The sequence below is a fragment of the Neobacillus niacini genome (assembly GCF_031457145.1).
Taxonomy (GTDB): domain Bacteria; phylum Bacillota; class Bacilli; order Bacillales; family Cytobacillaceae; genus Neobacillus; species Neobacillus niacini_J.
Genome location: NZ_JAVDVZ010000002.1, coordinates 464181 through 488062 on the forward strand (window position 1 = coordinate 464181; position 23882 = coordinate 488062).

Sequence of the window (23882 nt, forward strand, 5' to 3'; positions counted from 1 at the left end):
CCCCTCTTTCGCCAAATAGATTCTTTAATTATCTGTGATCAAAAATGTATGTAGTAGAATTCCCCCTAAAAAAGGAATAATTTATATTCCCTTTATTTAAGGAAGAACATCCAAGCTAAACTAATGTGACAATAACCATTGCGACAAAAATAATTGTTAAATATTGCAATGAGTACACAAACATTAGTTTTGCCCACTTAATATCATCTTTGATCTTATATCCATAAATCCCTAATACTAGCCAACCGATATTTAATATGGTTGCCAAAATTAGAAATGGGATTCCTAAAGAAGTTAGTAATATGGGTGTCGGCAGTAATGCAGCTACCCATATTAGGATGTGTCTCTTAGTAGTCTTAAACCCCTTCACCACTGGAAGCATTGGAATACCAGCAGCTCTATATTCTTCCACTCTTCTCATTGCAAGGGCATAAAAATGAGGAGGCTGCCAAATAAACATAAGAATAAACAAGGACCAAGCGATAATGTCTAGGTTTCCATCTACTGCAGCCCATCCAATTAACGGAGGTACTGCCCCGGAAATACTGCCAATAATTGTATTTGAGACTAATTGACGCTTCGACCATAAAGAATATAGGACTACATAACTAAAAACCCCAAGCAGTCCAATCACCGTTGCAGTCATGGTAGTAAACATTAGAAAAATTGTACCTAGAGCAATTAAAAATATCCCCAACCCCAGTACCTTTGAAGGTACTATTTTCCCCGTAACGGTAGGTCTAGCTTTTGTTCTTTCCATTAAATGATCAATATCACGATCAATATAATTATTTATGCTGCAGGAACCAGCAATAATAAGGGAGGAACCAATAACGGTATATAAAACAATATCTAAGTTACCTAGAAAACTTTGACCACTAAAATGTAAAGCCAGCCATATGCCTGTAAAAGTTGTTATAAGATTTGAATTTACAATTCCAATCTTGATTAGTGCCGTAAAATCTTTCCACATCGTTGCTTTTTCTATTTGTGTATTAAGACTAGTTGAACTAGTTTCAATCGTTGCTTCACCATATGCCTTTGAATTTGGCATCTTTCCCCCTCCTAATTATGTTGTACATATTATTATAAACCCGATAGATAACTTTACCAAATTATAATAGTTATTTAAAAGCTATTATTATTTTATAATATTGTTATTTGAGGAACACTTTCTCTGTATATTAAATCACACTTTTAGTTATTTTTGTGAATTTTTTTTGAATAATTTTTGTCTAAATTGTGTCCACCATTATTTATAATCCATTATACTATATATTAGAATTTTTAGATAATAAAATATACTCGAATTTGAGTAAAATTCAAATATTTTCTATGTGTTGTACAGAACAATTGTTTTTAAATCGTTGTTATATATAAGCTTGTATTATCTATCCATATTTACCTAACAGACACTTCTCTATTTAACGATAGTTTTCACTATAATAATAGTGAAAACTGAAAATTATTCATTTAATTAAAAGTAAACTAAAAATCTCTGTTTTATTTCTGTTCTTTTTCTCAGGTTTTCGTTATGATTAATAAGTACTTTTATCTCTTCCTTACCAATTCATTATACTGACATTAATATCCAACAACAAATTATTGAACTTTTAGTTAAGAAGGTGATTTTTTTGCGACGTTCTTTAAAGTGGTTAGCAGTAGCTACCACTATTGGAATGATACTAGTGTTACTTGGTGGAGCACTAGTAACAAAAACTGAATCTGGTATGGGATGCGGAAGATCCTGGCCACTTTGTAATGGAGAATTCGTGCCATCAGACATAACTCCTGAATTAATCATTGAACTTGCACACAGACTAGTGTCTGGGAGCGTCGGCTTTATGGTTTTAATCCTATCAATATGGACTTGGAGAGTAATCGGTCATATTAGAGAGACAAAATTCCTTTCTTTTCTTTCATTATTCTTTCTAGTATTGCAAGGTTTGATTGGAGCCGCAGCAGTAATATGGGAACAATCTGACTTTGTCCTAGCCCTGCATTTTGGAATCTCTCTTATTTCCTTTGCGGCAGTATTCCTGCTTACTTTACTGATCTTTGAGATCGATAAAAAGTTTGAAGCAGATAAACTAATAATAGATAAAAGGATGAGCTTTCATATTATCTCCATTTCTGTTTATAGCTACTTAGTTATTTACACCGGTGCACTTGTTCGTCATACTAACTCGAGTTTGGTTTGCCGTGATTGGCCGTTATGTATCAATGAGAGTCCTGCACTTCCAAGTAATCTTTTTGAGTGGGTGCAGATGGGGCATCGTGCTGCTGCAGGTGTTATTTTCATCTGGATCGCCTATGTTGCCTACTTAGCAATCAAAAAGTATCGTCACCAAAAAGTTATCTATTGGGGCTGGATGAGTGCTTTTACATTAGTATCCCTTCAAGTTTTATCGGGTGCTCTCGTTATTTTTACTCAATTAAATCTTTATATTGCATTGATGCATGCCCTATTTATTACATGTTTATTTGGAGTATTAAGTTATTTTCTTTTATTACTATCAAGGTCACGGAAGAACAAATAAAAAAGTTGCCAATTTTTATAATTGGCAACTTTTTTTATTTAATTACTTATCTAATTCAAGAAGTAAATCTCCTGTTTGAATAGCATCCTCATTTTTAACGTAAATATCTTTTATTACTCCAGAAAAAGGGGCTTGAACGGTTGTTTCCATTTTCATAGCCTCTGTGATCAAGAGATGGTCGCCTCGTTCTACCCTTTCCCCTTTTTCAACCAATACTTTTACAACAGTCCCAGGCATTGTTGCGGAAATATGTGTTTCATTCTTGTGGTCTGCTTTTAATCTAGAAACCACTGCCGCTTTAATACTTTCATCTTTAATATTTACCTCACGCGGTTGTCCATTTAGTTCGAAATAAACGATACGTGTACCATCAGACTGTGGTTGTCCAACTGAGACAAGTTTAACGATAAGTGTTTTACCTGTTTCAATCTCTACTTCAATTTCTTCCCCAAGCCGCAGGCCATAAAGGAATGTTGGAGTATCTAGAAATGATATATTTCCAAATTGGTTAACTGTGCTCAAATATTCTTTGTAAACCTTCGGATAAAGTGCATATGAAATTATATCTATATCCGAAAAGTTTTCTCCAAATTCATTCACTAGCTCTTCCTTTAATTCCTCAAAATTAACTTGTGGTAGTAACTCTCCTGGACGGACCTCTAATGGTTTTTTACCTTTTAATATGACCCTTTGCAATTCCTCAGGGAATCCTTGATGAGGTTGACCTAGATACCCTTGAAACAATTCAACTACTGAATCTGGAAAGTCTAATGAGTCTCCACTATTTAAGACTTCCTCTTCGGTTAAATTATTTTGTACCATAAAGAGTGCCATATCACCAACAACCTTAGAAGACGGTGTAACCTTTACGATGTCTCCAAACATATGATTTACCCGTGTATACATTTGCTTGACCTCGTCCCACTGCTCTCCAAGTCCAACTCCCTTGGCTTGCTGTTGAAGATTACTATATTGTCCTCCCGGCATTTCATGCTGATATATTTCTGAATGCGGCGCCATCATTCCACTTTCAAAATCATGATAATATTTCCGAATATCCTCCCAATAATACGAAAGCTGTTCGAGTGCATCAATATTTACATTTGCTCTCCTATCCTTACCCTCTAATGCATAATAAAGAGAGTTTGCACTTGGCTGTGAAGTAAGCCCTGCCATCGTACCTAATGCGGTGTCGACAATATCAACTCCCCCGTCTATGGCACGTGCATATGTGAAAATACCATTTCCACTTGTATCATGTGTATGAAGATGAATCGGAATATCAATTGTCTCTTTTAATTCAGATATCAGTCGATACGCTGCTTCTGGTTTAAGTAAGCCCGCCATATCCTTTATCGCTAATATATGGGCCCCTTGATTCTCCAGCTCTTTTGCTAGTACTTTATAGTAGTTCAAATCATATTTCACTCTAGTTTGATCAAGTATGTCTCCTGTATAGCAAATGGCTGCTTCAGCAATCTTTCCACTATCCCGAACAGCTTCAATCGCTATCTCCATACCTGGTACCCAGTTTAAACTGTCAAATACTCTGAAAACATCAATACCTTCCTCCGCGGATTTTCTTACAAATTCACGGATAAGATTGTCAGGATAATTTGTATAACCCACTGCGTTAGAACCTCGGATTAACATTTGAAACAGAACATTAGGAATTTTTTCACGAAGCATCCTCAATCGTTCCCATGGATCTTCTTTTAAGAATCGGTATGCTACGTCAAATGTAGCTCCTCCCCACATTTCAAAAGAAAAAAGGTTAGGCAATAATTTGGCTGTCGGCTCCGCAATATGCAAAATATCTGTTGATCTAACCCTAGTGGCCAACAAAGACTGATGAGCATCTCTAAAGGTAGTATCAGTCAGTAATACTTTGTTTTGATTCTTAATCCATTGAACGAGACCATCTGCACCGCTATGATCCAGTATTTGTTTTGTTCCCTCTTGGTATGGAAAATCATAGCTTAATTTCGGAATACGTGGTTTTGCAAAAACTGGTCTTTTCTTTTTTTCAATTCCTGGGAAACCATTCACTGTTACGTTTCCAATATAGGAAAGCATTTTAGTTCCACGGTCCTTACTAACTGGAAATACAAACAACTCAGGGGTTGAATCGATAAATGATGTATCATATTCCCCTCGTCTGAACTTCTCATGTCTAACGACATTCTCTAAAAACGGAATGTTGGTTTTAATTCCACGAATTCTAAACTCACGCAGGTTCCGAACCATTTTTGATGCCGCTTGCTCAAAGGTTAAGGCATGTGTAGAAAGCTTCACAAGCAAAGAATCATAATAAGGTGTAATGACAGCGCCTTGATAACCATTTCCTGCATCCAGACGGACACCAAATCCCCCTCCAGAACGATAGGCCATAATTTTTCCGGTATCTGGCATAAAGTTATTTAGTGGATCTTCTGTTGTAACACGCGACTGGATAGCAAAACCATTAATCCGAATCTTTTCCTGTGGAGGAATTCCGACAATTGGGCTGTGTAAATCTTGACCTTCAGCAACTAGAATTTGCGTATGTACAATATCAATCCCCGTTACCATTTCAGTTACAGTGTGTTCTACCTGTATCCTTGGATTTACTTCAATGAAATAAAAGTCCTCACCCGAAACAAGAAATTCAACTGTCCCTGCATTTAAGTAAGCTACATTCTTCATTAACTTAACCGCAGCATCACAAATTTCCCCTCGTAATGAATCTGATATTGATACACTTGGAGCTACTTCCACTACCTTTTGATGCCTTCGCTGTACTGAACAATCCCGATCATATAAATGGACGATGTTGCCATTTGTATCCCCAAAGATTTGAACCTCTATATGTTTTGGTTTCTCAATTAATTTTTCCAGGTAAACCTCGTCACTGCCAAATGCTGCTTTTGCTTCTGATCGAGCGCGGTCAAATGCTTCTTGCATTTCCTCTCGATTTCTTACTATACGCATTCCACGTCCGCCCCCGCCTAGGGCTGCTTTAATAATAATCGGAAAACCATGATTATCGGTAAAATCCAGAACTTCCTCTATTGTTTCGACTGGTCCATCACTGCCTGGAATTACCGGTATATTTGCTGATTCCGCTTGTTTTCTTGCCTTAACCTTATCACCGAACATATCTAGGTGAGTGGAGGTGGGACCGATAAAGATAATTCCTTCTTCTTCACAACGTTTCGCAAAATGGATGTTTTCCGATAAGAAACCATAGCCCGGATGAATGGCATTTGCACCACTAAATTTTGCGATTTCAATAATTCCATCAATATCTAAATAGGCATCGATTGGTTTCTTCCCTTCACCAACTAAATAAGCTTCATCTGCTTTGTAGCGATGATATGCACCTGTATCTTCCCTGGAATAGATTGCTACTGTTTGGATATTTAATTCAGTACAAGCCCGAAAAACTCGGATGGCAATTTCTCCCCTGTTTGCTACTAACACTTTATTGATTTGTCTAGTCAATTTTAGCACCTCTATTTTTTTGTATTATATAAAAGCGCAGGAAAGCAGAACTCCCAGCGCTATGTTCGAAACTGATATAGATTTCCATCTTGTTGTTTAAGATTTTTTTCTTTTTCCACCTGTTTTTGTTTATATTTACTATCATATTTAACAAACATTGAAACATTTACTAGAATTCCAGCTGCTATAGCTAACTGGAGAAGTGAAGATCCTCCATAGCTCACAAATGGTAATGGTACACCTGTTAGTGGCATAACACCAGAGACACCTGCGAGGTTGATGCATGACTGGATTCCAATCATACTTGATATTCCAATAGCCAATAAACTGCCAAAAGGATCCTTACAACGCATTCCAAGACGGATTCCCCTTAAAACAATAAATGCTAAGCAAATGATTACAAAGCCAACCCCCCATACACCTAATTCTTCTGCAATGACTGCCATAATAAAGTCTGTATGAGATTCAGGTAAATACCCTAGTTTCTGGACACTTTTTCCTAAACCTAACCCATTTACACCGCCTGACCCAATTGCTATATACGAGTTTGCTAAGTGGAACCCAGAATCTAGTTCATCTTTGAAAGGATCACTTAAAACCTCAAATCGTTCCATACGTTTTTCTGAAAAAATTTCGCCCTGCAATACTAAAAAGACAGGTGATATGAGAATCATACCAAGCAAAAGTAATTTAGTAATATTTTTGAAGTTCATTCCTGATGAGAGGATAATTGTACCTGCAATTAAACCAATAATAAGCGCAGTTCCAAAGTCTGGTTGAAAGGCAATTAAACCAAGTACGATTACTAGGTATGCTAATGGCGGGAGTACACCATGATTGAATTTATTAATATATGCTTGCTTTTTAGCATATACCGCTGACAAATAAATAATAAGGGATATTTTTACAAATTCTGATGGTTGGATACTAATAAAACCAAAATCATACCAACTTTGAGCATTTCCTCTAACTTGTCCAAACGCAAAAAGTCCTAAAAGACCCAAAACGGATAGACCAACCATTGGCAGTAAGAATTTTGTACTCTGCATAATTTTATACGGAAATAAAGCAATAAACATAAAAATAAAACCCGAGGCGATTAGATAGAGCTTTTGTTTTTGATAAAAGTAATCACTTTCAACTCCATATCTTTGTACAGCCGATGCCATACTTGCACTATAAACCATCACTAATCCAAATAAAGACAAAAGGATTATTGCGATAATTAATGAATAATCATAGGATTTCAATATTTTTTTAAACATGTAATAACTTCCTCGTTTTTAAAATTGTTGTTATTGCTATTATAATAGAAAATGATACGTATTAGGGAAGAAAAGTTACATTACTCAAATCTTTTGAATAGGAATATTCTGAAAATAGAGATAGTTAATAAAAAACTCAAACAATACATCATCATTGTTTGAGTTCTTTAGCTATTTTCTAATGGATGCATCATGAAGCGCAGATAATTCTCTTTCCAATTTATCTAATATCGCTTTGCCATCCTTGACATCAATTAAGCCTAATCTAACCGCAAATTCTATCTCTCTTGATAATCCGAACATTTGCGTATCCAATACCTCTTCATAAAGTGGGCATTGAGGCATCGTGAGATTTTCCATTTGCACTTTAATAAGCTTTAATATTTTTTCAGCGTCTGCCTGTAACAAGGCAAAGGCTTTTTCTTGATGATTTACAATCATTTCAGACGCCAACATTGATCCCCCCATTCAGAGCGATAACCCAACTTATCTATAAATTTTACCTTTTACCACAGAAAAATGCAAGAACAATAACATCACGATTCATTGCTCCACCATATTACTTATATGACATCCACTCTATTTCACGTTATACTTTTAATAGAAATGAACTGGAGGAATGAAAGATGGAAAATATAATAATACTATCAGGTAAGGCCAAATACACCATTACTCTTGATCCTACTGTTTGGATTTTTGATGATCGACGGATTGACTTGACTACTTACTTCTCTGAAACGAATGAAAGAACAAATGAACTTGAGGAATATACCAAATCGGTTTCAAAACACTGGGACCGTGAAATAATGGAGGGTGCTGTCTACCCACCAACTTTAAAAACCGAGAAAAAATATGAGAAAGAAAAGGTATTAACAGGAAGTTTTGGTATACAGTTTCAACCTTTTTTAAAAAATGCCGAGCCAGATGAAAATGCTACTACTTTAATCATAAGAACAGCAACTTTAGAACAAGAGATACCGCTTGAGATTGCAAAGGATCTCATTCTTGGTTTTTCGGATAAGGGGAAACCACTTTCAGAAGACGGACCTGTCCATGTTTATTTCGGAGATGGTTCTAACAAACAAGAACCAATAAAATACGTAAGAGAGTTTATTATTAAATAAAGTAAACAACGGGTGCCATTTGGTACCCGTTTCTTCATGGAAATCTTATTAGGTCTCATGCAAGTTTACAGTAAATCGGCTGCTAGCCTTGCTAATCCAGACCGCTCGCCTTTTAAAAGTTTAACATGTCCGGAAATAACTTGGTCTTTAAAACGTTCGACGACATAGGTTAAACCATTATTGTAGGCGTCCAGATATGGATGGTCTATTTGTTCTGGGTCCCCCATTAAAACAATTTTACTGCCCTCACCTACACGCGTTAAGATTGTTTTTACCTCATGTTTCGTTAAATTTTGGGCTTCATCAATGATGATAAATTGCTTCGGCAGACTTCTTCCGCGAATATACGTTAATGCTTCTACCTCTATCGACCCCATCCCTGCTAGGATAGCATCCAATTCACCAGGTTTTTTTGTGTTAAATAGATATTCAAGATTATCAAAAATCGGCTGCATCCATGGTCTAAGTTTTTCTTGTTTTTCTCCTGGTAAATATCCTAAATCTTTACCGACCGGTACAATCGGCCTAGCTACTAATAGTTTTTTAAATTCTCTGAAGTCTTCAGTCTGCATTAACCCCGCTGCAAGAGCTAGTAAGGTTTTACCTGTTCCTGCTTTACCTATTAAGGTAACAAGTGGTATGTCCTTACGAAGTAATAACTCAATAGCCATTGTTTGCTGTACATTTCTTGGATGAATCCCCCAAACATGTTCTTGATTAATGGCAAGTTTCTTTACCTTACTCCGTGTTTTATCCACCATCCCTAATGCTGAAGCTGATCCTCCTAGCGCGTCTTTCATAATTAGAAATTGATTCGGATAGAATGAATATTTTCCAATCTCTGTTAAAGGTAATTCACCTTTTTCATAAAAAGTACCAAGCGTTTCTACAGATAAAAAAACTTCCAAAAAGCCGGTGTAAATATGGTCGATTTCGACCACCCTGTCACTTAAAAAATCTTCTGCAGTTAACCCGATTGCGTCTGCCTTTACCCTTACCAATGTATCCTTGCTTACAAGGATTACGGGCTTTCCATTTTCCTTTTGTTGTTCTTCTGTAGATAAATTTTTTGCTACTGCAAGAATTCGATTGTCATTTGTTTTCTCAACAAATATTTCCTGTAATTCATGAAAGGCACGATGATTAAGCTCAATTCTTATCGTTCCGCCATTTTCAAGTGGAATTTTTTCATGAAGCTTACCTGCCGCTCGCAATTCATCAATTAATCTTGATACATGTCGGGCATTTCTTCCTATTTCATCCATGTATCTTTTCTTTGAGTCCACTTCTTCAAGGACAACTGCAGGAATGACTACTTCATTATCTTCGAATGAGAATATGGAATACGGGTCTTGTAATAAGACGTTTGTATCTAACACGTATATTTTACTCAAAGCGACGCCTCCACTTTTTCTAGTTGATTGGCTTGTTACTGCTTAAAACAAACCGATTGCTAGATAGGACTTTGGTAAAATATATGTTTGTTCGAATAAAGATAGAAGGATTTCCGCACAATAAATGTAAGTTGAGTAAGACAAAACTCCGTGTTACTGATGAATCACTTAAACAACTCTATGTGGAGGTGGATTTTAAAATGAAGAAGCTTTTAATGTTTACTACCTTAGTATTGGTATTAGCAGCTTGTAACAACACAAACAATGCCCAAAATAATGAGAAGCAATCATTAGTTAATGTTAAGAACAGTTATATTGAAGATGTAGACCGAAAAACTGGTCAGGAAATTTCCAAACGTTTGGTTGAACTTGCCACTAGTATTCCTAATGTTAATGATGCAACCGCTATTGTGATGGGCAGCTATGCGATTGTTGGAATCGATGTGAATTCGAAGATTGAACGTTCTCAAGTAGGGACCATTAAGTATTCAGTAGCAGAAAGCTTAAAGAAAGACCCCTATGGTGCACGTGCGATTGTCGTGGCAGACGCAGACACCACTCAGCGTTTAAAAGAAATTTCAACCGATATCCAAAAGGGAAGACCGATACAAGGGATTATGGAGGAGCTCGCAGACGTTGCCGGCAGATTAATGCCAGAAATACCTGGAGATATTATTACTCCTAATCCTAAGAATGCTCCAGAAGAACCAAAGAAACAACTACCGGATAACCAAAAGAAAAGTTTAGAGGAAGACCAGGAAGACCAATCTAATCATTTGAAATAAAGGCTGTATTTGTAAATACACAACAAAGTTTACGAAAAGAGCATAAATAAAAGCTTAGTCAGTGACTAAGCTTTTTTCATTGCTTCCATTACTTGCTTATCTAACCTAGAAGCAGCTTTTTTGTCATAGGTTTTGTCGTACTGTGGCTCAGTGACAATTTTTGAACCATAGAACATGACATCTCTAACTTCATTAATTCTTATTTCAACCAATGCCAGCTTTAAAGGAACGTCCTGAAGCCGTTCTTCTTTTAAGTAAGCCTCTCCCTGTATCGAATATGTAGATTCATTCGCAATTAAATTGATGACCACTTTACTATTTTGTGAAATGTTTTGAATGATTCTTGATTTATTATCTACAGCAAAATAGATGGTTTCTTCATCGTTTGCTAAGATCCAAGATATTGCACTTACATTTGGTCCGCCTGTTTCAAAATCCACTGTTGCTAATGTTACAAACCTTTCTTTCTGTAACTCATCAAATAATGGCTTAATGAGTCTTGGTTCTACTTGATTCGCCATCTTTACAACCCCTTCATTCAGTTCCTTACTCTTTAATAATAAAAACCAACATTCTCATAGTACTATTATCTGTTTTTTTCAGCAACTTAATCAGAATGATTTAACAGTCACTGTCTTTGCATGATATACTAGGTATAATCAAGCAAGACTAGAATTGACCCCGAGGTGTATTATGAGAGTAAAATGCGTAATCTGCGATAAAATTGAATCGATAGAAGATGAATCTTTTATAGCAAAACGTCTTCGAAATCGTCCTATCCATACATATATGTGTCAAGACTGCAGCAGTAGGATTTCCGAAAAAACCAAAGCAAGAATTGAAACAGGTAACTTTCGATTTTACAGTACGCAGTCTGAAAAGGATGAGTGGTAAAAAAACAACATGCCGGTGGGCATGTTGTTTTTTTAGCTTTCAATTGGAAAGTTACAATATTTATCCGGCTCTTGGTTAATTTGGTTGAGCATAACCTCGATGAGTTCACGGGGAAACCGCGTCTTCTTCGATTCCCCTTCGTGGGTGTATGAAACATAATACATCACTTCATCAGTTGTAACTAGAATGTTTGTTAGATGGTGTTCATCCTTTATAATCCCATCAAAAAGGTCTAATGTTTCTCTTGCTGCAGTATCTTCTGGACGAGCATCACAGACAACCTTTATCGAGAGCCAATTATAGAGTGCATCCTGAACCGATCTCATGTTTCGAATCCCCCGTTACTTCGCTTCAGCCTGTTGTTTTTTCGACTGGTGTAGGCGAATTTTATAAATGATTAAAATCAAGGCTGCTACGACAAGTCCCTCTGTTATTGGTAAAAAGATTCCTAATGCCGTTAGAATCGTACAACCTGCAGCTAAAAAGAAATAAATCATGATTGATTTTGCGATCGGCAGCTTCTGAGCAAAGCCAAGTTTATAAACCAAAATGGATAAAGCTACAATAGTAATATAAAGCAGCCACATTCCCATTTTTGGATTTTCGGTTACATTATAGAGAGCTGGGAAAAAAGAAAGCCGGTCCGCTACATTCACACGAAAAACCTCCCCCGAAGAGATATTAGCTTAATTCTGCTACTTTTTTCTTTTTAGCCATTCTTTCACGTTCATTTTTATCTAGGATTTTCTTTCGTAAACGGATTGACTCTGGTGTAACTTCACAGTATTCATCTTCGTTTAGGTACTCCAAAGACTCCTCTAATGTCATGATTCTTGGTTTTTTAATAACTGAAGTTTGGTCTTTGTTCGCTGAACGAACGTTTGTTGCCTGCTTCACTTTTGTGATATTAACGGTAATATCATTTTCGCGAGTGTGTTCGCCCACAATCATACCTTCGTATATTTCAGTACCAGGTTCAACGAAAATTGTTCCACGGTCCTCAACATTCATAATACCATAAGTAGAAGCTTTTCCTGATTCCATTGATACTAGGACACCTTGACGTCTTCCTCCCACTTGACCTTGAAGCATTGGCTGGTAGCTGTCAAATGTGTGATTAATAATTCCATAACCACGAGTCATTGTTAAGAATTCTGTGGTGTAGCCTATTAGTCCACGTGCTGGGACATTAAAGATTAATCGTACTTGACCAGAGCCATTATTAATCATATCAATCATTTCACCTTTGCGTGCACCTATTGATTCCATTATAGAACCTGTATGCTCTTCAGGTACATCAATTTGAACTCGTTCAATTGGCTCACAGCGAACACCATCAATTTCTTTTACAATAACTTCAGGCTTAGAAACTTGAAGCTCGTAGCCTTCACGGCGCATGTTTTCAATTAAAATGGATAAATGAAGCTCACCACGGCCAGAAACAATCCATGCATCCGGAGAATCTGTATTTTCAACACGTAAGCTTACATCTGTTTGCAGTTGAGCGAGCAGTCTTTCTTCAATCTTTCTAGAAGTTAAGTACTTACCTTCTCTACCTGCAAATGGACTGTTGTTTACGACGAATGTCATTTGCAACGTTGGTTCATCAATTCTTAGGATTGGTAATGCTTCTTGGTGTTCAACTGGACAAACTGTTTCACCTACATTGATATCTTCCATTCCAGAGACAGCAATCAAATCACCAGCTACTGCTTCTTGAATTTCCTCACGTTTTAAACCAAAGAAACCAAAGATTTTCGTTACACGGAATTGTTTAACAGAACCGTCTATTTTCATTAATGAAACCTGCTGTCCAACATGCATTGTCCCGCGGAAAACGCGCCCAATTCCAATTCTTCCAACATAGTCATTATAGTCAAGAAGAGCAACTTGGAATTGTAATGGCTCATCACGATTGTCAATTGGTGCTGGAATGTTCTCAACAATGGAATCATACAAGCATTGCATGTTTTCATCTTGTTTTTCATGATCCAGGCTGGCAGTTCCGTTTATTGCAGATGCAAAAATGAACGGGAACTCAAGTTGATCTTCGTTGGCTCCTAGTTCGATAAATAGGTCGATTACCTCATCAATTACCTCTAGAGGACGAGCAAAATCTCGGTCAATTTTATTAACGACAACAATTGGAGTTAGATTTTGTTCTAATGCCTTTTTAAGTACAAAGCGTGTCTGTGGCATTGTTCCTTCATAAGCATCAACAACGAGTAAAACACCATCAACCATTTTCATGATACGTTCAACTTCGCCGCCAAAATCAGCATGTCCAGGTGTATCTAAAATATTGATTCGTTTATCCTTATATTGAATCGCTGTATTTTTAGCGAGAATCGTTATTCCGCGTTCTCTTTCAATATCGCCTGAATCCATTGCACGTTCCTCAACGTGCTCGTTTGTACGAAATGTTCCAGACTGCTTTAATAATTGGTCAACCAAAGTCGTTTTCCCGTGGTCAACGTGTGCGATGATCGCTATGTTGCGAATATCTTCTCTAATTTTCAAGTAATTCACTCCTGCCTCTATTTCAAAATTTAAGCTATTTATAGTTTCCCATATACGGCTAAAGTATTATACCACATTAATGATGGAAAACTAAACGCATTTTATGTAGAATAAGACTATAAAAAATATTACCATAACAATTACTCTATTTATATAACAAAGGGGACAATAGCAAAATGAAGCAAATTAAATGGATTTTTGTCGTTTACGCTATACTAGCAGCATTCAGCATTATGGGCATAGGGGTTGCAATTGGGGAAGAAAGTATTTTAGGGGTAATAGGCAGTATCATTGCATTAGTTCTTGTAATGGGATTTGGATTTAAAACAAAAGCAAAATATAGAGCAAATGGACAATTATAAAAAGAAGCCTGTCAGGCTTCTTTTTTACCATTGTCCTTCTTTGAGATAATCCTTTATTATTGTTTGGTGCAATCCAGGTTTTGCCACAAGCAGTGAATCATTTGAAAGGAAGTCAAGCTTCTTTCCTCTTAAATTGGTTACTATACCACCTAATTCTTCTATAATAACGGCTCCAGCTGCAACATCCCAAGGTGACAACCTCATAGAAATATACGCATCGACTCTTCCTGTAGCCACAAATACCATTTCAAGTGCAGCTGTACCATATGATCTCGTCCCTCTGGCCTCTCTGACTAGCGGGATGATTAGGTTATGGTCAATACGTTGATTTTCCATTACCCAGGTAGCATTTAACGCAATAATTGATTCCTTTACAGTCCTTTTGGATAAAGAAGGCAACTGAGTGTCATTCATAAAAGCACCTTTGCCGTTAATGGCATGATATAATTCACCATGAGCAACATCATAAATAATTCCTATTTTTCCTATACCATTTTCATAAACGGCAAGAGATATGGCAAAATTACGTTGTTGATGGATAAAATTCATCGTTCCATCTATCGGGTCAATAATCCATACTACTCCATCAAGATTACTTAATTCATCACCAAACCCCTCTTCACCCAAAATTCGATGATTCGGGTAAACTTCTCTTATTTTATGAATAAAAAATTGTTCGATTTCTTTATCTATATTTGTTACTAAATCGTTGGGATTTGATTTGGTTTGAATATTTAATGTTTTATTGAAAGAATCCCGGATTTTATCTCCTGCTTCACTTACCCATTGCTTTGCATGAAGATCAATGATTTCCCAGTCCATGTTTTCCCTCCAATTTTTTTCTATTTCATTATATGTAAAGGCTCTTTTCTTATACTTCGTTGCTTTTTGATAACACCCTATGTAAAAGACTTATAAACTATTTTAAGCTTAAACAAATTAAGGTATGCCAGCAACTTTTAGCCTTTCCCAAATTCAGTTTTTCTTTTTTTGTTTATTTTTTTCGGGAAAAACAATAAACGAACTCTCTACTTTTCATCACAGAGTTCGTTCTAAAAATTCCATATGAAATTCTTTATTTTCATTCTAAATAATATCCCCTTTGAAAACAATTTATCAAAGAGCTTTTAGTTTTATTAACTCTTGGCGGATTTTTTCTAACTTTTGTTTACAATCCTTTATCTTTTTCTCGTTTTTCTCTTCAATTGCCTCAAATAAGGTAGCTAGCTCATAATCCATTTCTAATCTTAAATAGGCCATTCTTTCCTTCTCGCCAACTTTTTTTAGTGAAGTATTCATTAATTGTTTCATTTTTGCGTTCTCCTTTCAACTATTATTTAATTTTTCTGACTATTTTTATTAATATAATATGAGCCAGCATGTAAGGTTGCAACTAATTTGTGCGTTAACCTATATAAGCATGAAGTTTTATGAATTTTCGCTTATATGCTACAATAAATGACAAATATCCACAATCGGGAGGACTAATAATGGATTTTAACGGCTTTAAAAATGAAGACTTCCAAGTTTTTCATATAGATGGATTAGAGGCAAGGATGGAAGCTTTAATTGAGAGGGTTCGTCCTAAATTAGAAAATCTAGGACACCATTTTGCACCTACATTATCTACAGTGACTGGTGATGAAATGTTTGCCCATGTGGCTAAACATGCAAGAAGAACAATCAATCCTCCCAAGGATACTTGGGTTGCATTTGCAAATAATCCCCGCGGTTATAAAATGCTTCCACATTTTCAAATAGGACTGTGGAGTACTCATTTATTCATTTGGTTTGCAATCATTTATGAAGCACCGCAAAAAACGGAAATTGCAGCAAGATTAACCAAAAAATCAAACAAAATCTACAAAGAAATACCTAAAAATTTTGTTTGGTCATTGGACCATATGAAACCTGAATCTGTGGAGCATGGGAAACTTTCTAAAGAAGAATTTAGAAGTATGCTCGAGAGGCTGGGAACAGTAAAGAAAGCTGAATTATTGTGTGGATTTGAAATTGACCGAGAAAAAGTAATACAGATGGAAGCCGATGAATTCCTTCAGTTAGTAAGCAATGTATTTGTCACAGTGGCACCTTTATATAAAATCGCACAAAATATTAACTAAAAAAACTCCAAACTAAAGTTCGGAGTTTTTTTCTTTATTTCATAATGATTCTGTCACCAGAAGACGCATTTTTTGCTTTTTTTATTGCCCTATATGATGAATAACCGCTCATTTCTTCAAATTCACCACATAGTGTTTTCTCTTCCGATTTACTCGGAACGATTTCCTTAAAACGTCGATAATTAGTCATTAATTCATCTCGCTCTATTCCTTTTTCATATGCTCGCTCTATCGCATCGTAGAATTTAATAACATCGATAATTTCATCAGTTGTCCAATGATAATCAATTGGGTATTGGTATTCCAAATTTTCACCTGCTTATTATTTGTATATATGTATAATACCCTTATTTTGCCCATTTTTCACGAATTTTTTCTGCCTCACCCATCATTCGATTAAATAATTGAGAAACCGCTGGTACATCATTTATAAGTCCCATTACTTGGCCAGCCCATGCAAAACCTTCATCTTCTACTCCATCATAAATATAACGTTTGTTGGCTAGGCCGCTAATGTATTCCTTCAACTGTTCGTAATTGCCATTTTCTTTTTCAATTTCAAGGATTTTTTCCGTCCATTTATTTGCAATAACACGAGCAGGACTCCCTAGCGTACGTTTAATCACTACTGTACTTGATTCGGAGCCTTCGACTAATCTTTTTTTATATAATTCACTCGCATGGACGCATTCTTGTGTTGCAATAAATCGTGTCCCCATTTCAATTCCTTCTGCTCCTAAGCTAAGTGCTGCCATTAACCCTCTGCCATCCCCAATACCTCCTGAGGCTATTACTGGTATAGAAACTGCGTCAACCACCTGTGGGATTAATACCATGGTTCCAATATCGTCCCTGCCTAGGTGTCCACCACCTTCTTGCCCTACAACCATAACAGCATCAGCACCAAGCTCTTCCGCCTTCTCAGCTTGCCTTCTAGCCGCTACAAGAACGAGTTTTTTGCTGGAAGTACCTTTTAACTGCTCAAAAATTGGTGCAGGATTTCCACCTGTCAACGATACAACCGGAACATCCTCATCAATTGCTACTTGCAGCATGTCCTCAAAAGGTCTATTATGCTGTCCGATTGCGTAATTTACACCAAATGGTTTATTTGTCAGCTGCTTAACTTTCCTTATTTCCTCTCGCAGCTGCGTCGGATTACTAAGAGACATGGCTGTAATCTGCCCCAGCCCACCAGCATTAGAGACAGCTGCTGCCAGTTCTGAATAAGCCAGATATGCTAAGCCACCCTGAATGATTGGATACTGGATACTAAGAATTTCAGTAACTCTCGTTTGCCACTTCAATGAAACCCCTCCTAATTATTGTTACCTTCCTATTTCGCCCTTAAAGGTTAATTTTCCTGTTTTAATGAGAAACTAATGAAACAGGGGTAAAAAGTCGTTTACCAAGGGAAGAAAATTCTATGCAAGCAAAAATATTAGTGCTATAATTCATTTGTTTTGAATTTATATAAACGCATTTTGTAAATAAAGAGGTGTGGAAATAAATTGTCTCAATACCAAACACCGCTATTTAGCGGTTTATTAGAACATGCAAAAAAAAATCCTGTCCAATTTCATATTCCTGGTCATAAAAAAGGTGTCGGTATGGATCCTGATTTTCGAGATTTCATTGGTGATAATGCCTTATCGATAGACTTAATAAATATTGGTCCACTCGACGACCTCCATCAGCCAAAAGGAATTATTAAACAAGCTCAAGATTTGGCTGCTGAAGCTTTTGGTGCCGATAGAACCTTCTTTTCTGTTCAAGGTACAAGTGGAGCTATTATAGCGATGATTATGGCCGTTTGTGGACCTGAAGATAAAATCATTGTTCCAAGAAACGTCCATAAATCTATTATGTCAGCCATTGTCTTCTCAGGGGCAATTCCTGTGTTCATCCATCCAGAAATTGATGAGGATTTAGGTATCTCCCATGGCATCACCACAGATTCCGTCGAAAAAGCTCTTAAACAGCATCCTGATGCGAAAGCAATCCTTGTAATTAATCCGACCTATTTTGGGATTTCTGCCGACTTAAAAAGGATTGTAGAAATAGCTCACTCTCATAACGTTCCTGTCCTTGTGGACGAAGCACATGGGGTTCATATTCATTTTCATGATGAACTGCCTCTTTCAGCCATGCAGGCGGGTGCTGATATGGCTGCAACTAGCGTCCACAAGCTTGGCGGTTCAATGACGCAAAGCTCTATTCTAAATGTAAAAGAAGGTTTGGTATCTGCCAAACACGTTCAAGCAATACTGAGTATGCTGACGACAACCTCGACTTCCTATTTATTACTTGCTTCCCTTGATGTTGCAAGGAAACAATTAGCCACAAAAGGTAAAGAGTTAATTGATAAAACGATTAATCTTGCACAATCAATTCGGAAAAGAATTAATGAAATTGACCATTTACATTGTGTCGGAGAAGAAATTTTAGGATCTAAGGCAACATTTGATTATGATCCAACTAAATTAATTATCTCCGTTAAAGAATTGGGTTTAACCGGGTATGAAGTTGAAAAGTGGTTAAGGGAAAGACATAATATCGAAGTTGAAATGTCTGATCTATATAACATCCTCTGTATCATAACGATTGGGGATACAGAATCTGAAGGGTTTATCTTAGTTAATGCATTAAAAGAGCTTGCAGAGGAACGAGAACATCGAAAAGAAAAGATTGAACCTATCCAAGTTCTTCTGCCTGAAATCCCTATTCTTGCGTTGACACCAAGAGACGCATTCTATTCTGAAACAGAAGTGATTCCTTTTGAGCAATCTGAAGGTAGAATTATTGCCGAGTTTATTATGGTTTACCCACCGGGAATACCGATTTTTATACCTGGAGAAATCATTACAAAAGAAAACCTTCATTATGTTAAAGAAAATTTAGAAGCAGGTTTACCTGTTCAGGGTCCAGAGGATGATGAAATTAAAACCATCCGTGTCATTAAGGAATATAAGGCTATAAAATAAAAATACAGGATTCCAATGAGGAATCCTGTTTCTATTTAAGTAAGATAGTTTTATTGTTATTCTTCAGTTTGATGTTCATCGCAACAATTACATCTTGAATAGAGAACTGTTACTTTTTCGTCTTCGAAATGATCAATTGTTGAGTCGCAAGCTTGGCATATGATTGTGCCCATCTTTTCAATCCCCTTTTCATTATGAAATGTTCATTACTTTGAAAACGTTTTAATATCCTTAACTTAATAATAATATAACACATTGAAATTATCAAGCCTAAATTGTATGTCACATTTAATTATTTTTCGCAAAAAAAGACCTATTGCTAGGCCTTTACTGTCCAATTATTCATATTGGGTAACAAATGGAATTTGTGGGAGAGTTTCACTGAAGAACTCAGCTAAATCTGCAGCTTGTTGTTTATCAGGGATCCGGAATACATTTTGAAGGTATTCTATATCTTCAATTTCTTTTGGATCGAGGAGTGTGGAACGGCCAGTTTGCATACAGACAACTAGGGGTTTACCAAAAAACATATTCGTGTAAATAATCCCGAAATCATAACGGGTATGCTCAGTGGTGAAGCCAATAAACCTTACTTTTACATTTTCGTGCTCATCATAGAGCTTATCAAATAATTCCATATGGGCCTCCTATTCCAAAATAGTATTTAGAATATTATTATAATTTACTTTTTTGGAAATAACAAATGACATTTGTGTGTCTAATTGTTGTCATCATGGTTTTTACAATGCTAGAATAAAAGAGATAATAAATGTAACGAATAGGGGGGCTGATGATGGCTGAAAACGCATTCATTAAACTAGTTCCTTCATCTGCAAAACAATCAATTACTGTAGACGAAGTAAAAGAACTATTATTTTATTATAAAAATATTACTGAAAAAACAGGTAATCAAGTGAATTGGGAATATGGTGACTCTGCCTTTCCATATGAAATTAAAGAGAAAGATGAAGGAAAAGGAAACTGGTTTTATTTGCATTCTACAAATGAACGGTATTACGCAATCTTAATCGGTGTCGATCAGGAAAGTATTCGTGATGAAGATGGTACTGAGAGAACTCAAACTTACATACAGGTTACTCTTCCAGAACAGTCCACTTTTGGAGACAAGGGTAAGGCAAATGAATTTTGTAAATTTCTAGCTAAGAAATTACAAGGAGAACTGCATCTTTTCAACGAACGTATCATGTATTATTATCCAAGGAAGTAATTTAAGCTAACTCCCATTTTGGGAGTTTTTTAATGTGTTAACAGGGCAAGCGTATAATGAATAGATGTATAAATCGTGAGACTAAGAGATGTAATAAAAAGTGTTTTTGCTGTTGATTGGGTCACTCTGTTGCAAAGTACGAAGGCTAAATAGAAAAAGACAAAAAACATAATTACTTTGTATAATAGTTGGTCATGCTTTGACAACCACTCAACCAGGGTAAAGGCACTCCAAATAATTAATTGCAATATCATAATAATATAAACCCGCATCATTTATCACCACTCATGGTCTTTTTGAAAATTTAAGATAGTAGTGTTTTAAATATATGAATGAAAGTGGTAGATATATATATATTTCAATAAAAAAAGAAAGTCCTTTCCATTAAGCAATGGAAAGGACTTTTTTTACCTATTTTAAAACATGGATAGGAGTACCAAGTGCTACTTCGGCAGCTTCCATTGTAATTTCTCCTAATGTTGGATGAGCATGAATGGTCAGTGCTAAATCTTCGACTGTCATACCTGCTTCAATTGCCAACCCTAGTTCAGCAATCATGTCAGATGCACTTGCACCGGCAATTTGAGCACCAATCAAGACCCCGTCTTCTTTACGTGAAACTAATTTAACAAAGCCATCTGCACTGTCAAGTGATAGAGCACGTCCATTTGCTGCAAATGGGAATTTTGATCCATTAACATCAATACCCTCTTCTTTTGCCTGAGCTTCTGTGTAACCTACGCTAGCTAGTTCTGGATCAGAGAATACTACTGCAGGGATACCTAAGTAGTCAATCACAGCATTATGACCTGCAATCGCCTCTGCCGCGATTTTAGCTTCATAAGATGCTTTATGAGCTAATTGAGGACCTGCAACGACATCACCAATCGCATAGATATTTGACACGCTTGTTCTGCATTGATTGTCAATTTCTATCAATCCACGGTCTGTAACCTTCACACCTACTTGGTCAAGGCCCATTTCGTCCGTATTTGGACGGCGTCCAACCATTACAAAAACATAATCTGCTTCGATTTTCTTTTCTTCACCTTTTACTTCGAACGTTACAACAACACCATTTTCAGTTTCTTCTACACCTTTAGCCATTGCCTTCGTATAGAATTCTGCGCCTTTTTTCTTCATGGTCTTTTTCACAAGGGCAGCCATTTGTTTTTCAAAGACGCCAAGACCTAAAATCTCATCTGCACCTTCTAGAATAGTAACTTGTGTGCCAAAGTTTGCATAGGCACCGCCAAGTTCTATTCCGATTACACCGCCGCCGATAACTATGATTTTTTCAGGAAGTTCTTGTAAATTAAGGGCACCTGTTGAATTTAGTACTCGTTTTGAGTATTTAAAAGTTGGCAGTTCAATTGGACGAGAACCTGATGCGATAATTGCATTTTTAAAATTGTAAGTTTGGGCAGAATTTTCGCCAATCACACGTAATGAATTACCATCCACAAAGTATGCTTCTCCACGAACAATTTCAACTTTATTTCCTTTTAATAAACCCTCGACACCACCAGTCAACTTTTTCACGATTCCTGCTTTAAATTCTTGAACCTTTGAAAAATCAACTGTTACATTTTCAGCTTTAATTCCGAATGTCTCAGAGTGTTTCGCTACTTCGTAACGGTGTCCAGCAGCGATTACTGCTTTCGAGGGAATACAACCCACGTTTAAACAAACTCCGCCAATATATTCCTTTTCAACAATCGTAACTTTTTGACCTAACTGTGCTGCACGAATAGCAGCTACATAACCCCCAGGTCCTGCACCAATGACTATAGTATCCGTTTCAATTGGAAAATCTCCTACTACCATTTATTACGCCTCCATTAACAATAGTTCTGGATCGTTCAATAATCGTTTAATATGATTTAATGCATTTTGAGCTGTAGCTCCATCAATCATTCTGTGGTCAAAGCTTAATGATAATGCTAAGACTGGAGCAGCAACGATTTCACCATCACGAACGATTGGTTTTTCTGCAATTCTTCCAACACCTAGGATAGCTACTTCAGGGTGGTTAATAACAGGAGTAAACCATTGACCCCCTGCAGAACCAATATTTGAAATCGTGCAAGACGCACCTTTCATTTCATTAGGAGCAAGCTTTCCATCTCGTGCTTTACCAGCTAATTCATTAATTTCATTTGAAATCGCGAAAACTGATTTACGATCTGCATCTTTAACAACTGGAACTAGTAAACCTTTTTCAGTATCAGCTGCAATTCCAATATTGTAGTAATGCTTATGAATAATTTCACTTGTTGCATCATCAAGTGATGTATTAAGTGCAGGGAATTCACGTAATGCACTTGTTAATGCTTTTACGATATATGGTAAGAATGTTAGCTTAATTCCCTTAGCTGCAGCCACTTCTTTGAATTTTTTGCGATGGGTAACAAGTTTCGTCACATCCACTTCATCCATAAGCGTCACATGTGGGGCAGTATGTTTTGAATTTACCATTGCTTTTGCAATCGCTTTGCGGATTCCGCTCATTTTCTCACGAGTTTCAGGATATTCACCTTGTGGGATTGGAGCAGCCTTTGGTGCTGCTGCTTCCGCCTGTGCACCTGCTGGTGCCTGAGTTTCTGCCGCCTGCGTTGCCGCTGTTGCTACACCGCCGCTTAAGAATGCATCAATGTCACTTTTCACGATGCGTCCATTTTTACCAGAACCAGGAACCTGTGTAATTTCTACACCTTTATCACGAGCATATTTACGAACAGATGGCATCGCGATAATTTTGCGATTAGGGTCTACTTCCACTTGTCCTTGTGGTTGTGTTACACCGATACCATATGCAGGTGGTGCTGCTGGTGGAGTTACCGGAGCCTCTTGAACAGCTGCAGGAGCAGGTGCTGCTGGCGCCTCTTGCTTCGGTGCTTCTTCAGCGTGCTCGTCACCTTTAAATTGCAAGTTTTCATAACCTGGAGCATCGAATGTTACAAGAACTTGTCCAACCGTTGCTACAGTTCCCTCCGCTACTTTAACTTCAATAACTGTTCCTTCAACAGGGGAAGGAATTTCAACTACTGCTTTATCATTTTGAATTTCACAAAGGATATCATCTTCTTGGACTTTATCACCTGGCTTAATGAACCATTTAACAATCTCGCCTTCATGAATACCTTCACCGATGTCAGGCATTTTAAATTGGAATGTGGT

The 23882-nt window shown here is 36.8% G+C and carries 25 protein-coding genes; 8 read left to right on the plus strand and 17 right to left on the minus strand.

All coding sequences use genetic code 11. The annotated features are described in order from the left end of the window. Window positions 1-115: 115 nt before the first annotated feature. Complete coding sequence (gene cyoE, locus J2Y03_RS07060) at window positions 116-1054, minus strand: heme o synthase (protein WP_310192284.1); 939 nt, start codon at window positions 1052-1054, stop codon at window positions 116-118. Window positions 1055-1634: 580 nt separating this feature from the next. Between cyoE and J2Y03_RS07065 the strand changes: the two genes are divergently transcribed. Beyond that, complete coding sequence (locus J2Y03_RS07065; RefSeq protein ID WP_310192287.1) at window positions 1635-2540, plus strand: COX15/CtaA family protein; 906 nt, start codon at window positions 1635-1637, stop codon at window positions 2538-2540. A 42-nt stretch (window positions 2541-2582) separates the two neighbouring features. Here J2Y03_RS07065 and pyc read toward each other — a convergent pair whose 3' ends face one another. From pyc to J2Y03_RS07080, 3 genes are all read right to left on the minus strand, one after another. Beyond that, window positions 2583-6023, minus strand: coding sequence for a pyruvate carboxylase (gene pyc, locus J2Y03_RS07070; RefSeq protein WP_310192289.1), 3441 nt, complete (start codon window positions 6021-6023; stop codon window positions 2583-2585). Between the two features lie 59 nt (window positions 6024-6082). Next, window positions 6083-7288, minus strand: coding sequence for an FtsW/RodA/SpoVE family cell cycle protein (locus J2Y03_RS07075; RefSeq protein ID WP_132085839.1), 1206 nt, complete (start codon window positions 7286-7288; stop codon window positions 6083-6085). A gap of 171 nt (window positions 7289-7459) precedes the next feature. Beyond that, complete coding sequence (locus J2Y03_RS07080; protein ID WP_132085837.1) at window positions 7460-7741, minus strand: Fpa/YlaN family protein; 282 nt, start codon at window positions 7739-7741, stop codon at window positions 7460-7462. 173 nt (window positions 7742-7914) lie between these two features. Between J2Y03_RS07080 and J2Y03_RS07085 the strand changes: the two genes are divergently transcribed. After that, the gene (locus J2Y03_RS07085) at window positions 7915-8412 is read left to right on the plus strand and encodes a peptidyl-prolyl cis-trans isomerase (RefSeq protein WP_310192296.1); all 498 of its coding nucleotides are present in this window, start codon (window positions 7915-7917) and stop codon (window positions 8410-8412) included. Window positions 8413-8477: 65 nt separating this feature from the next. On the opposite strand, the gene J2Y03_RS07090 is transcribed toward J2Y03_RS07085, so the two are convergent. Continuing rightward, complete coding sequence (locus J2Y03_RS07090) at window positions 8478-9806, minus strand: PhoH family protein (RefSeq protein ID WP_132085833.1); 1329 nt, start codon at window positions 9804-9806, stop codon at window positions 8478-8480. A 200-nt stretch (window positions 9807-10006) separates the two neighbouring features. Here J2Y03_RS07090 and J2Y03_RS07095 point away from each other — a divergent pair, with 200 nt between their 5' ends. Beyond that, window positions 10007-10591: a YhcN/YlaJ family sporulation lipoprotein gene (locus tag J2Y03_RS07095; protein ID WP_310193021.1), complete on the plus strand. Its 585-nt coding sequence runs from the start codon at window positions 10007-10009 to the stop codon at window positions 10589-10591. Between the two features lie 65 nt (window positions 10592-10656). Here J2Y03_RS07095 and J2Y03_RS07100 read toward each other — a convergent pair whose 3' ends face one another. Next, entirely contained in the window at window positions 10657-11112 is a 456-nt protein-coding gene (locus J2Y03_RS07100; protein ID WP_310192300.1) for a pyridoxamine 5'-phosphate oxidase family protein, read from the minus strand. A 172-nt stretch (window positions 11113-11284) separates the two neighbouring features. Here J2Y03_RS07100 and J2Y03_RS07105 point away from each other — a divergent pair, with 172 nt between their 5' ends. Further along, a complete protein-coding gene (locus J2Y03_RS07105; RefSeq protein ID WP_310192302.1) occupies window positions 11285-11485 on the plus strand; it encodes a YlaI family protein in 201 nt (66 codons plus the stop codon). Between the two features lie 32 nt (window positions 11486-11517). Here J2Y03_RS07105 and J2Y03_RS07110 read toward each other — a convergent pair whose 3' ends face one another. Genes J2Y03_RS07110 through typA form a run of 3 tightly spaced genes read right to left on the minus strand, consistent with a single transcriptional unit; the run spans window position 11518 to window position 14005 of the window. Next, window positions 11518-11811 carry a hypothetical protein gene (locus J2Y03_RS07110; RefSeq protein WP_310192304.1) on the minus strand — a complete coding sequence of 98 codons (294 nt, stop codon included), beginning with the start codon at window positions 11809-11811 and terminating at the stop codon, window positions 11518-11520. 15 nt (window positions 11812-11826) lie between these two features. Next, the gene (locus J2Y03_RS07115; protein ID WP_310192307.1) at window positions 11827-12141 is read right to left on the minus strand and encodes a YlaH-like family protein; all 315 of its coding nucleotides are present in this window, start codon (window positions 12139-12141) and stop codon (window positions 11827-11829) included. Between the two features lie 25 nt (window positions 12142-12166). Beyond that, complete coding sequence (gene typA, locus J2Y03_RS07120; RefSeq protein ID WP_310192309.1) at window positions 12167-14005, minus strand: translational GTPase TypA; 1839 nt, start codon at window positions 14003-14005, stop codon at window positions 12167-12169. A 176-nt stretch (window positions 14006-14181) separates the two neighbouring features. Here typA and J2Y03_RS07125 point away from each other — a divergent pair, with 176 nt between their 5' ends. Further along, window positions 14182-14367 (plus strand): YlaF family protein, encoded by a 186-nt coding sequence (locus J2Y03_RS07125; RefSeq protein ID WP_132085819.1) that lies wholly within the window; start codon window positions 14182-14184, stop codon window positions 14365-14367. Window positions 14368-14391: 24 nt separating this feature from the next. Here J2Y03_RS07125 and J2Y03_RS07130 read toward each other — a convergent pair whose 3' ends face one another. Together J2Y03_RS07130 and J2Y03_RS07135 are read right to left on the minus strand one after the other, a co-directional pair. Continuing rightward, window positions 14392-15189, minus strand: coding sequence for an inositol monophosphatase family protein (locus tag J2Y03_RS07130; protein ID WP_310192311.1), 798 nt, complete (start codon window positions 15187-15189; stop codon window positions 14392-14394). Window positions 15190-15483: 294 nt separating this feature from the next. Further along, window positions 15484-15678 carry a hypothetical protein gene (locus tag J2Y03_RS07135; RefSeq protein ID WP_132085815.1) on the minus strand — a complete coding sequence of 65 codons (195 nt, stop codon included), beginning with the start codon at window positions 15676-15678 and terminating at the stop codon, window positions 15484-15486. A gap of 179 nt (window positions 15679-15857) precedes the next feature. On the opposite strand from J2Y03_RS07135, the gene J2Y03_RS07140 reads away from it, so the two are divergent. Continuing rightward, entirely contained in the window at window positions 15858-16490 is a 633-nt protein-coding gene (locus tag J2Y03_RS07140) for a YktB family protein (RefSeq protein WP_310192315.1), read from the plus strand. A gap of 34 nt (window positions 16491-16524) precedes the next feature. Here J2Y03_RS07140 and J2Y03_RS07145 read toward each other — a convergent pair whose 3' ends face one another. Then, a complete protein-coding gene (locus J2Y03_RS07145; protein WP_132085811.1) occupies window positions 16525-16797 on the minus strand; it encodes a UPF0223 family protein in 273 nt (90 codons plus the stop codon). Window positions 16798-16837: 40 nt separating this feature from the next. Continuing rightward, the gene (locus tag J2Y03_RS07150; protein ID WP_310192317.1) at window positions 16838-17797 is read right to left on the minus strand and encodes an NAD(P)H-dependent flavin oxidoreductase; all 960 of its coding nucleotides are present in this window, start codon (window positions 17795-17797) and stop codon (window positions 16838-16840) included. Between the two features lie 204 nt (window positions 17798-18001). Between J2Y03_RS07150 and J2Y03_RS07155 the strand changes: the two genes are divergently transcribed. Beyond that, window positions 18002-19474, plus strand: a complete 1473-nt coding sequence (locus tag J2Y03_RS07155) for an aminotransferase class I/II-fold pyridoxal phosphate-dependent enzyme (RefSeq protein ID WP_310192319.1) — start codon at window positions 18002-18004, stop codon at window positions 19472-19474. A gap of 56 nt (window positions 19475-19530) precedes the next feature. Here J2Y03_RS07155 and J2Y03_RS07160 read toward each other — a convergent pair whose 3' ends face one another. Together J2Y03_RS07160 and J2Y03_RS07165 are read right to left on the minus strand one after the other, a co-directional pair. Next, window positions 19531-19647 carry a GapA-binding peptide SR1P gene (locus J2Y03_RS07160; protein ID WP_132085805.1) on the minus strand — a complete coding sequence of 39 codons (117 nt, stop codon included), beginning with the start codon at window positions 19645-19647 and terminating at the stop codon, window positions 19531-19533. Between the two features lie 165 nt (window positions 19648-19812). Next, window positions 19813-20112: a DUF3055 domain-containing protein gene (locus J2Y03_RS07165; RefSeq protein ID WP_095247804.1), complete on the minus strand. Its 300-nt coding sequence runs from the start codon at window positions 20110-20112 to the stop codon at window positions 19813-19815. A 155-nt stretch (window positions 20113-20267) separates the two neighbouring features. On the opposite strand from J2Y03_RS07165, the gene J2Y03_RS07170 reads away from it, so the two are divergent. After that, entirely contained in the window at window positions 20268-20702 is a 435-nt protein-coding gene (locus tag J2Y03_RS07170; RefSeq protein WP_207909377.1) for a DUF1885 family protein, read from the plus strand. Between the two features lie 411 nt (window positions 20703-21113). On the opposite strand, the gene lpdA is transcribed toward J2Y03_RS07170, so the two are convergent. Next, on the minus strand, window positions 21114-22529 hold the full coding sequence (gene lpdA / locus J2Y03_RS07175) for a dihydrolipoyl dehydrogenase (RefSeq protein WP_132085799.1): 1416 nt from the start codon (window positions 22527-22529) through the stop codon (window positions 21114-21116). Window positions 22530-22532: 3 nt separating this feature from the next. Beyond that, window positions 22533-23864: a dihydrolipoamide acetyltransferase family protein gene (locus J2Y03_RS07180; protein WP_310193023.1), complete on the minus strand. Its 1332-nt coding sequence runs from the start codon at window positions 23862-23864 to the stop codon at window positions 22533-22535. Window positions 23865-23882: the final 18 nt, after the last annotated feature.

Coding starts and splice junctions, on each gene's coding strand:
- cyoE (WP_310192284.1), bottom strand. CDS start 1,054: ATGCCAAATTCAAAGGCATATGGTGAAGCAACGATTGAAACTAGTTCA.
- J2Y03_RS07075 (WP_132085839.1), bottom strand. CDS start 7,288: ATGTTTAAAAAAATATTGAAATCCTATGATTATTCATTAATTATCGCA.
- J2Y03_RS07085 (WP_310192296.1), top strand. CDS start 7,915: ATGGAAAATATAATAATACTATCAGGTAAGGCCAAATACACCATTACT.
- J2Y03_RS07095 (WP_310193021.1), top strand. CDS start 10,007: ATGAAGAAGCTTTTAATGTTTACTACCTTAGTATTGGTATTAGCAGCT.
- J2Y03_RS07100 (WP_310192300.1), bottom strand. CDS start 11,112: ATGGCGAATCAAGTAGAACCAAGACTCATTAAGCCATTATTTGATGAG.
- J2Y03_RS07105 (WP_310192302.1), top strand. CDS start 11,285: ATGAGAGTAAAATGCGTAATCTGCGATAAAATTGAATCGATAGAAGAT.
- J2Y03_RS07110 (WP_310192304.1), bottom strand. CDS start 11,811: ATGAGATCGGTTCAGGATGCACTCTATAATTGGCTCTCGATAAAGGTT.
- J2Y03_RS07125 (WP_132085819.1), top strand. CDS start 14,182: ATGAAGCAAATTAAATGGATTTTTGTCGTTTACGCTATACTAGCAGCA.
- J2Y03_RS07130 (WP_310192311.1), bottom strand. CDS start 15,189: ATGGACTGGGAAATCATTGATCTTCATGCAAAGCAATGGGTAAGTGAA.
- J2Y03_RS07135 (WP_132085815.1), bottom strand. CDS start 15,678: ATGAAACAATTAATGAATACTTCACTAAAAAAAGTTGGCGAGAAGGAA.
- J2Y03_RS07140 (WP_310192315.1), top strand. CDS start 15,858: ATGGATTTTAACGGCTTTAAAAATGAAGACTTCCAAGTTTTTCATATA.
- J2Y03_RS07160 (WP_132085805.1), bottom strand. CDS start 19,647: ATGGGCACAATCATATGCCAAGCTTGCGACTCAACAATTGATCATTTC.
- J2Y03_RS07165 (WP_095247804.1), bottom strand. CDS start 20,112: ATGGAATTATTTGATAAGCTCTATGATGAGCACGAAAATGTAAAAGTA.
- J2Y03_RS07170 (WP_207909377.1), top strand. CDS start 20,268: ATGGCTGAAAACGCATTCATTAAACTAGTTCCTTCATCTGCAAAACAA.
- lpdA (WP_132085799.1), bottom strand. CDS start 22,529: ATGGTAGTAGGAGATTTTCCAATTGAAACGGATACTATAGTCATTGGT.
- J2Y03_RS07180 (WP_310193023.1), bottom strand. CDS start 23,864: ATGCCTGACATCGGTGAAGGTATTCATGAAGGCGAGATTGTTAAATGG.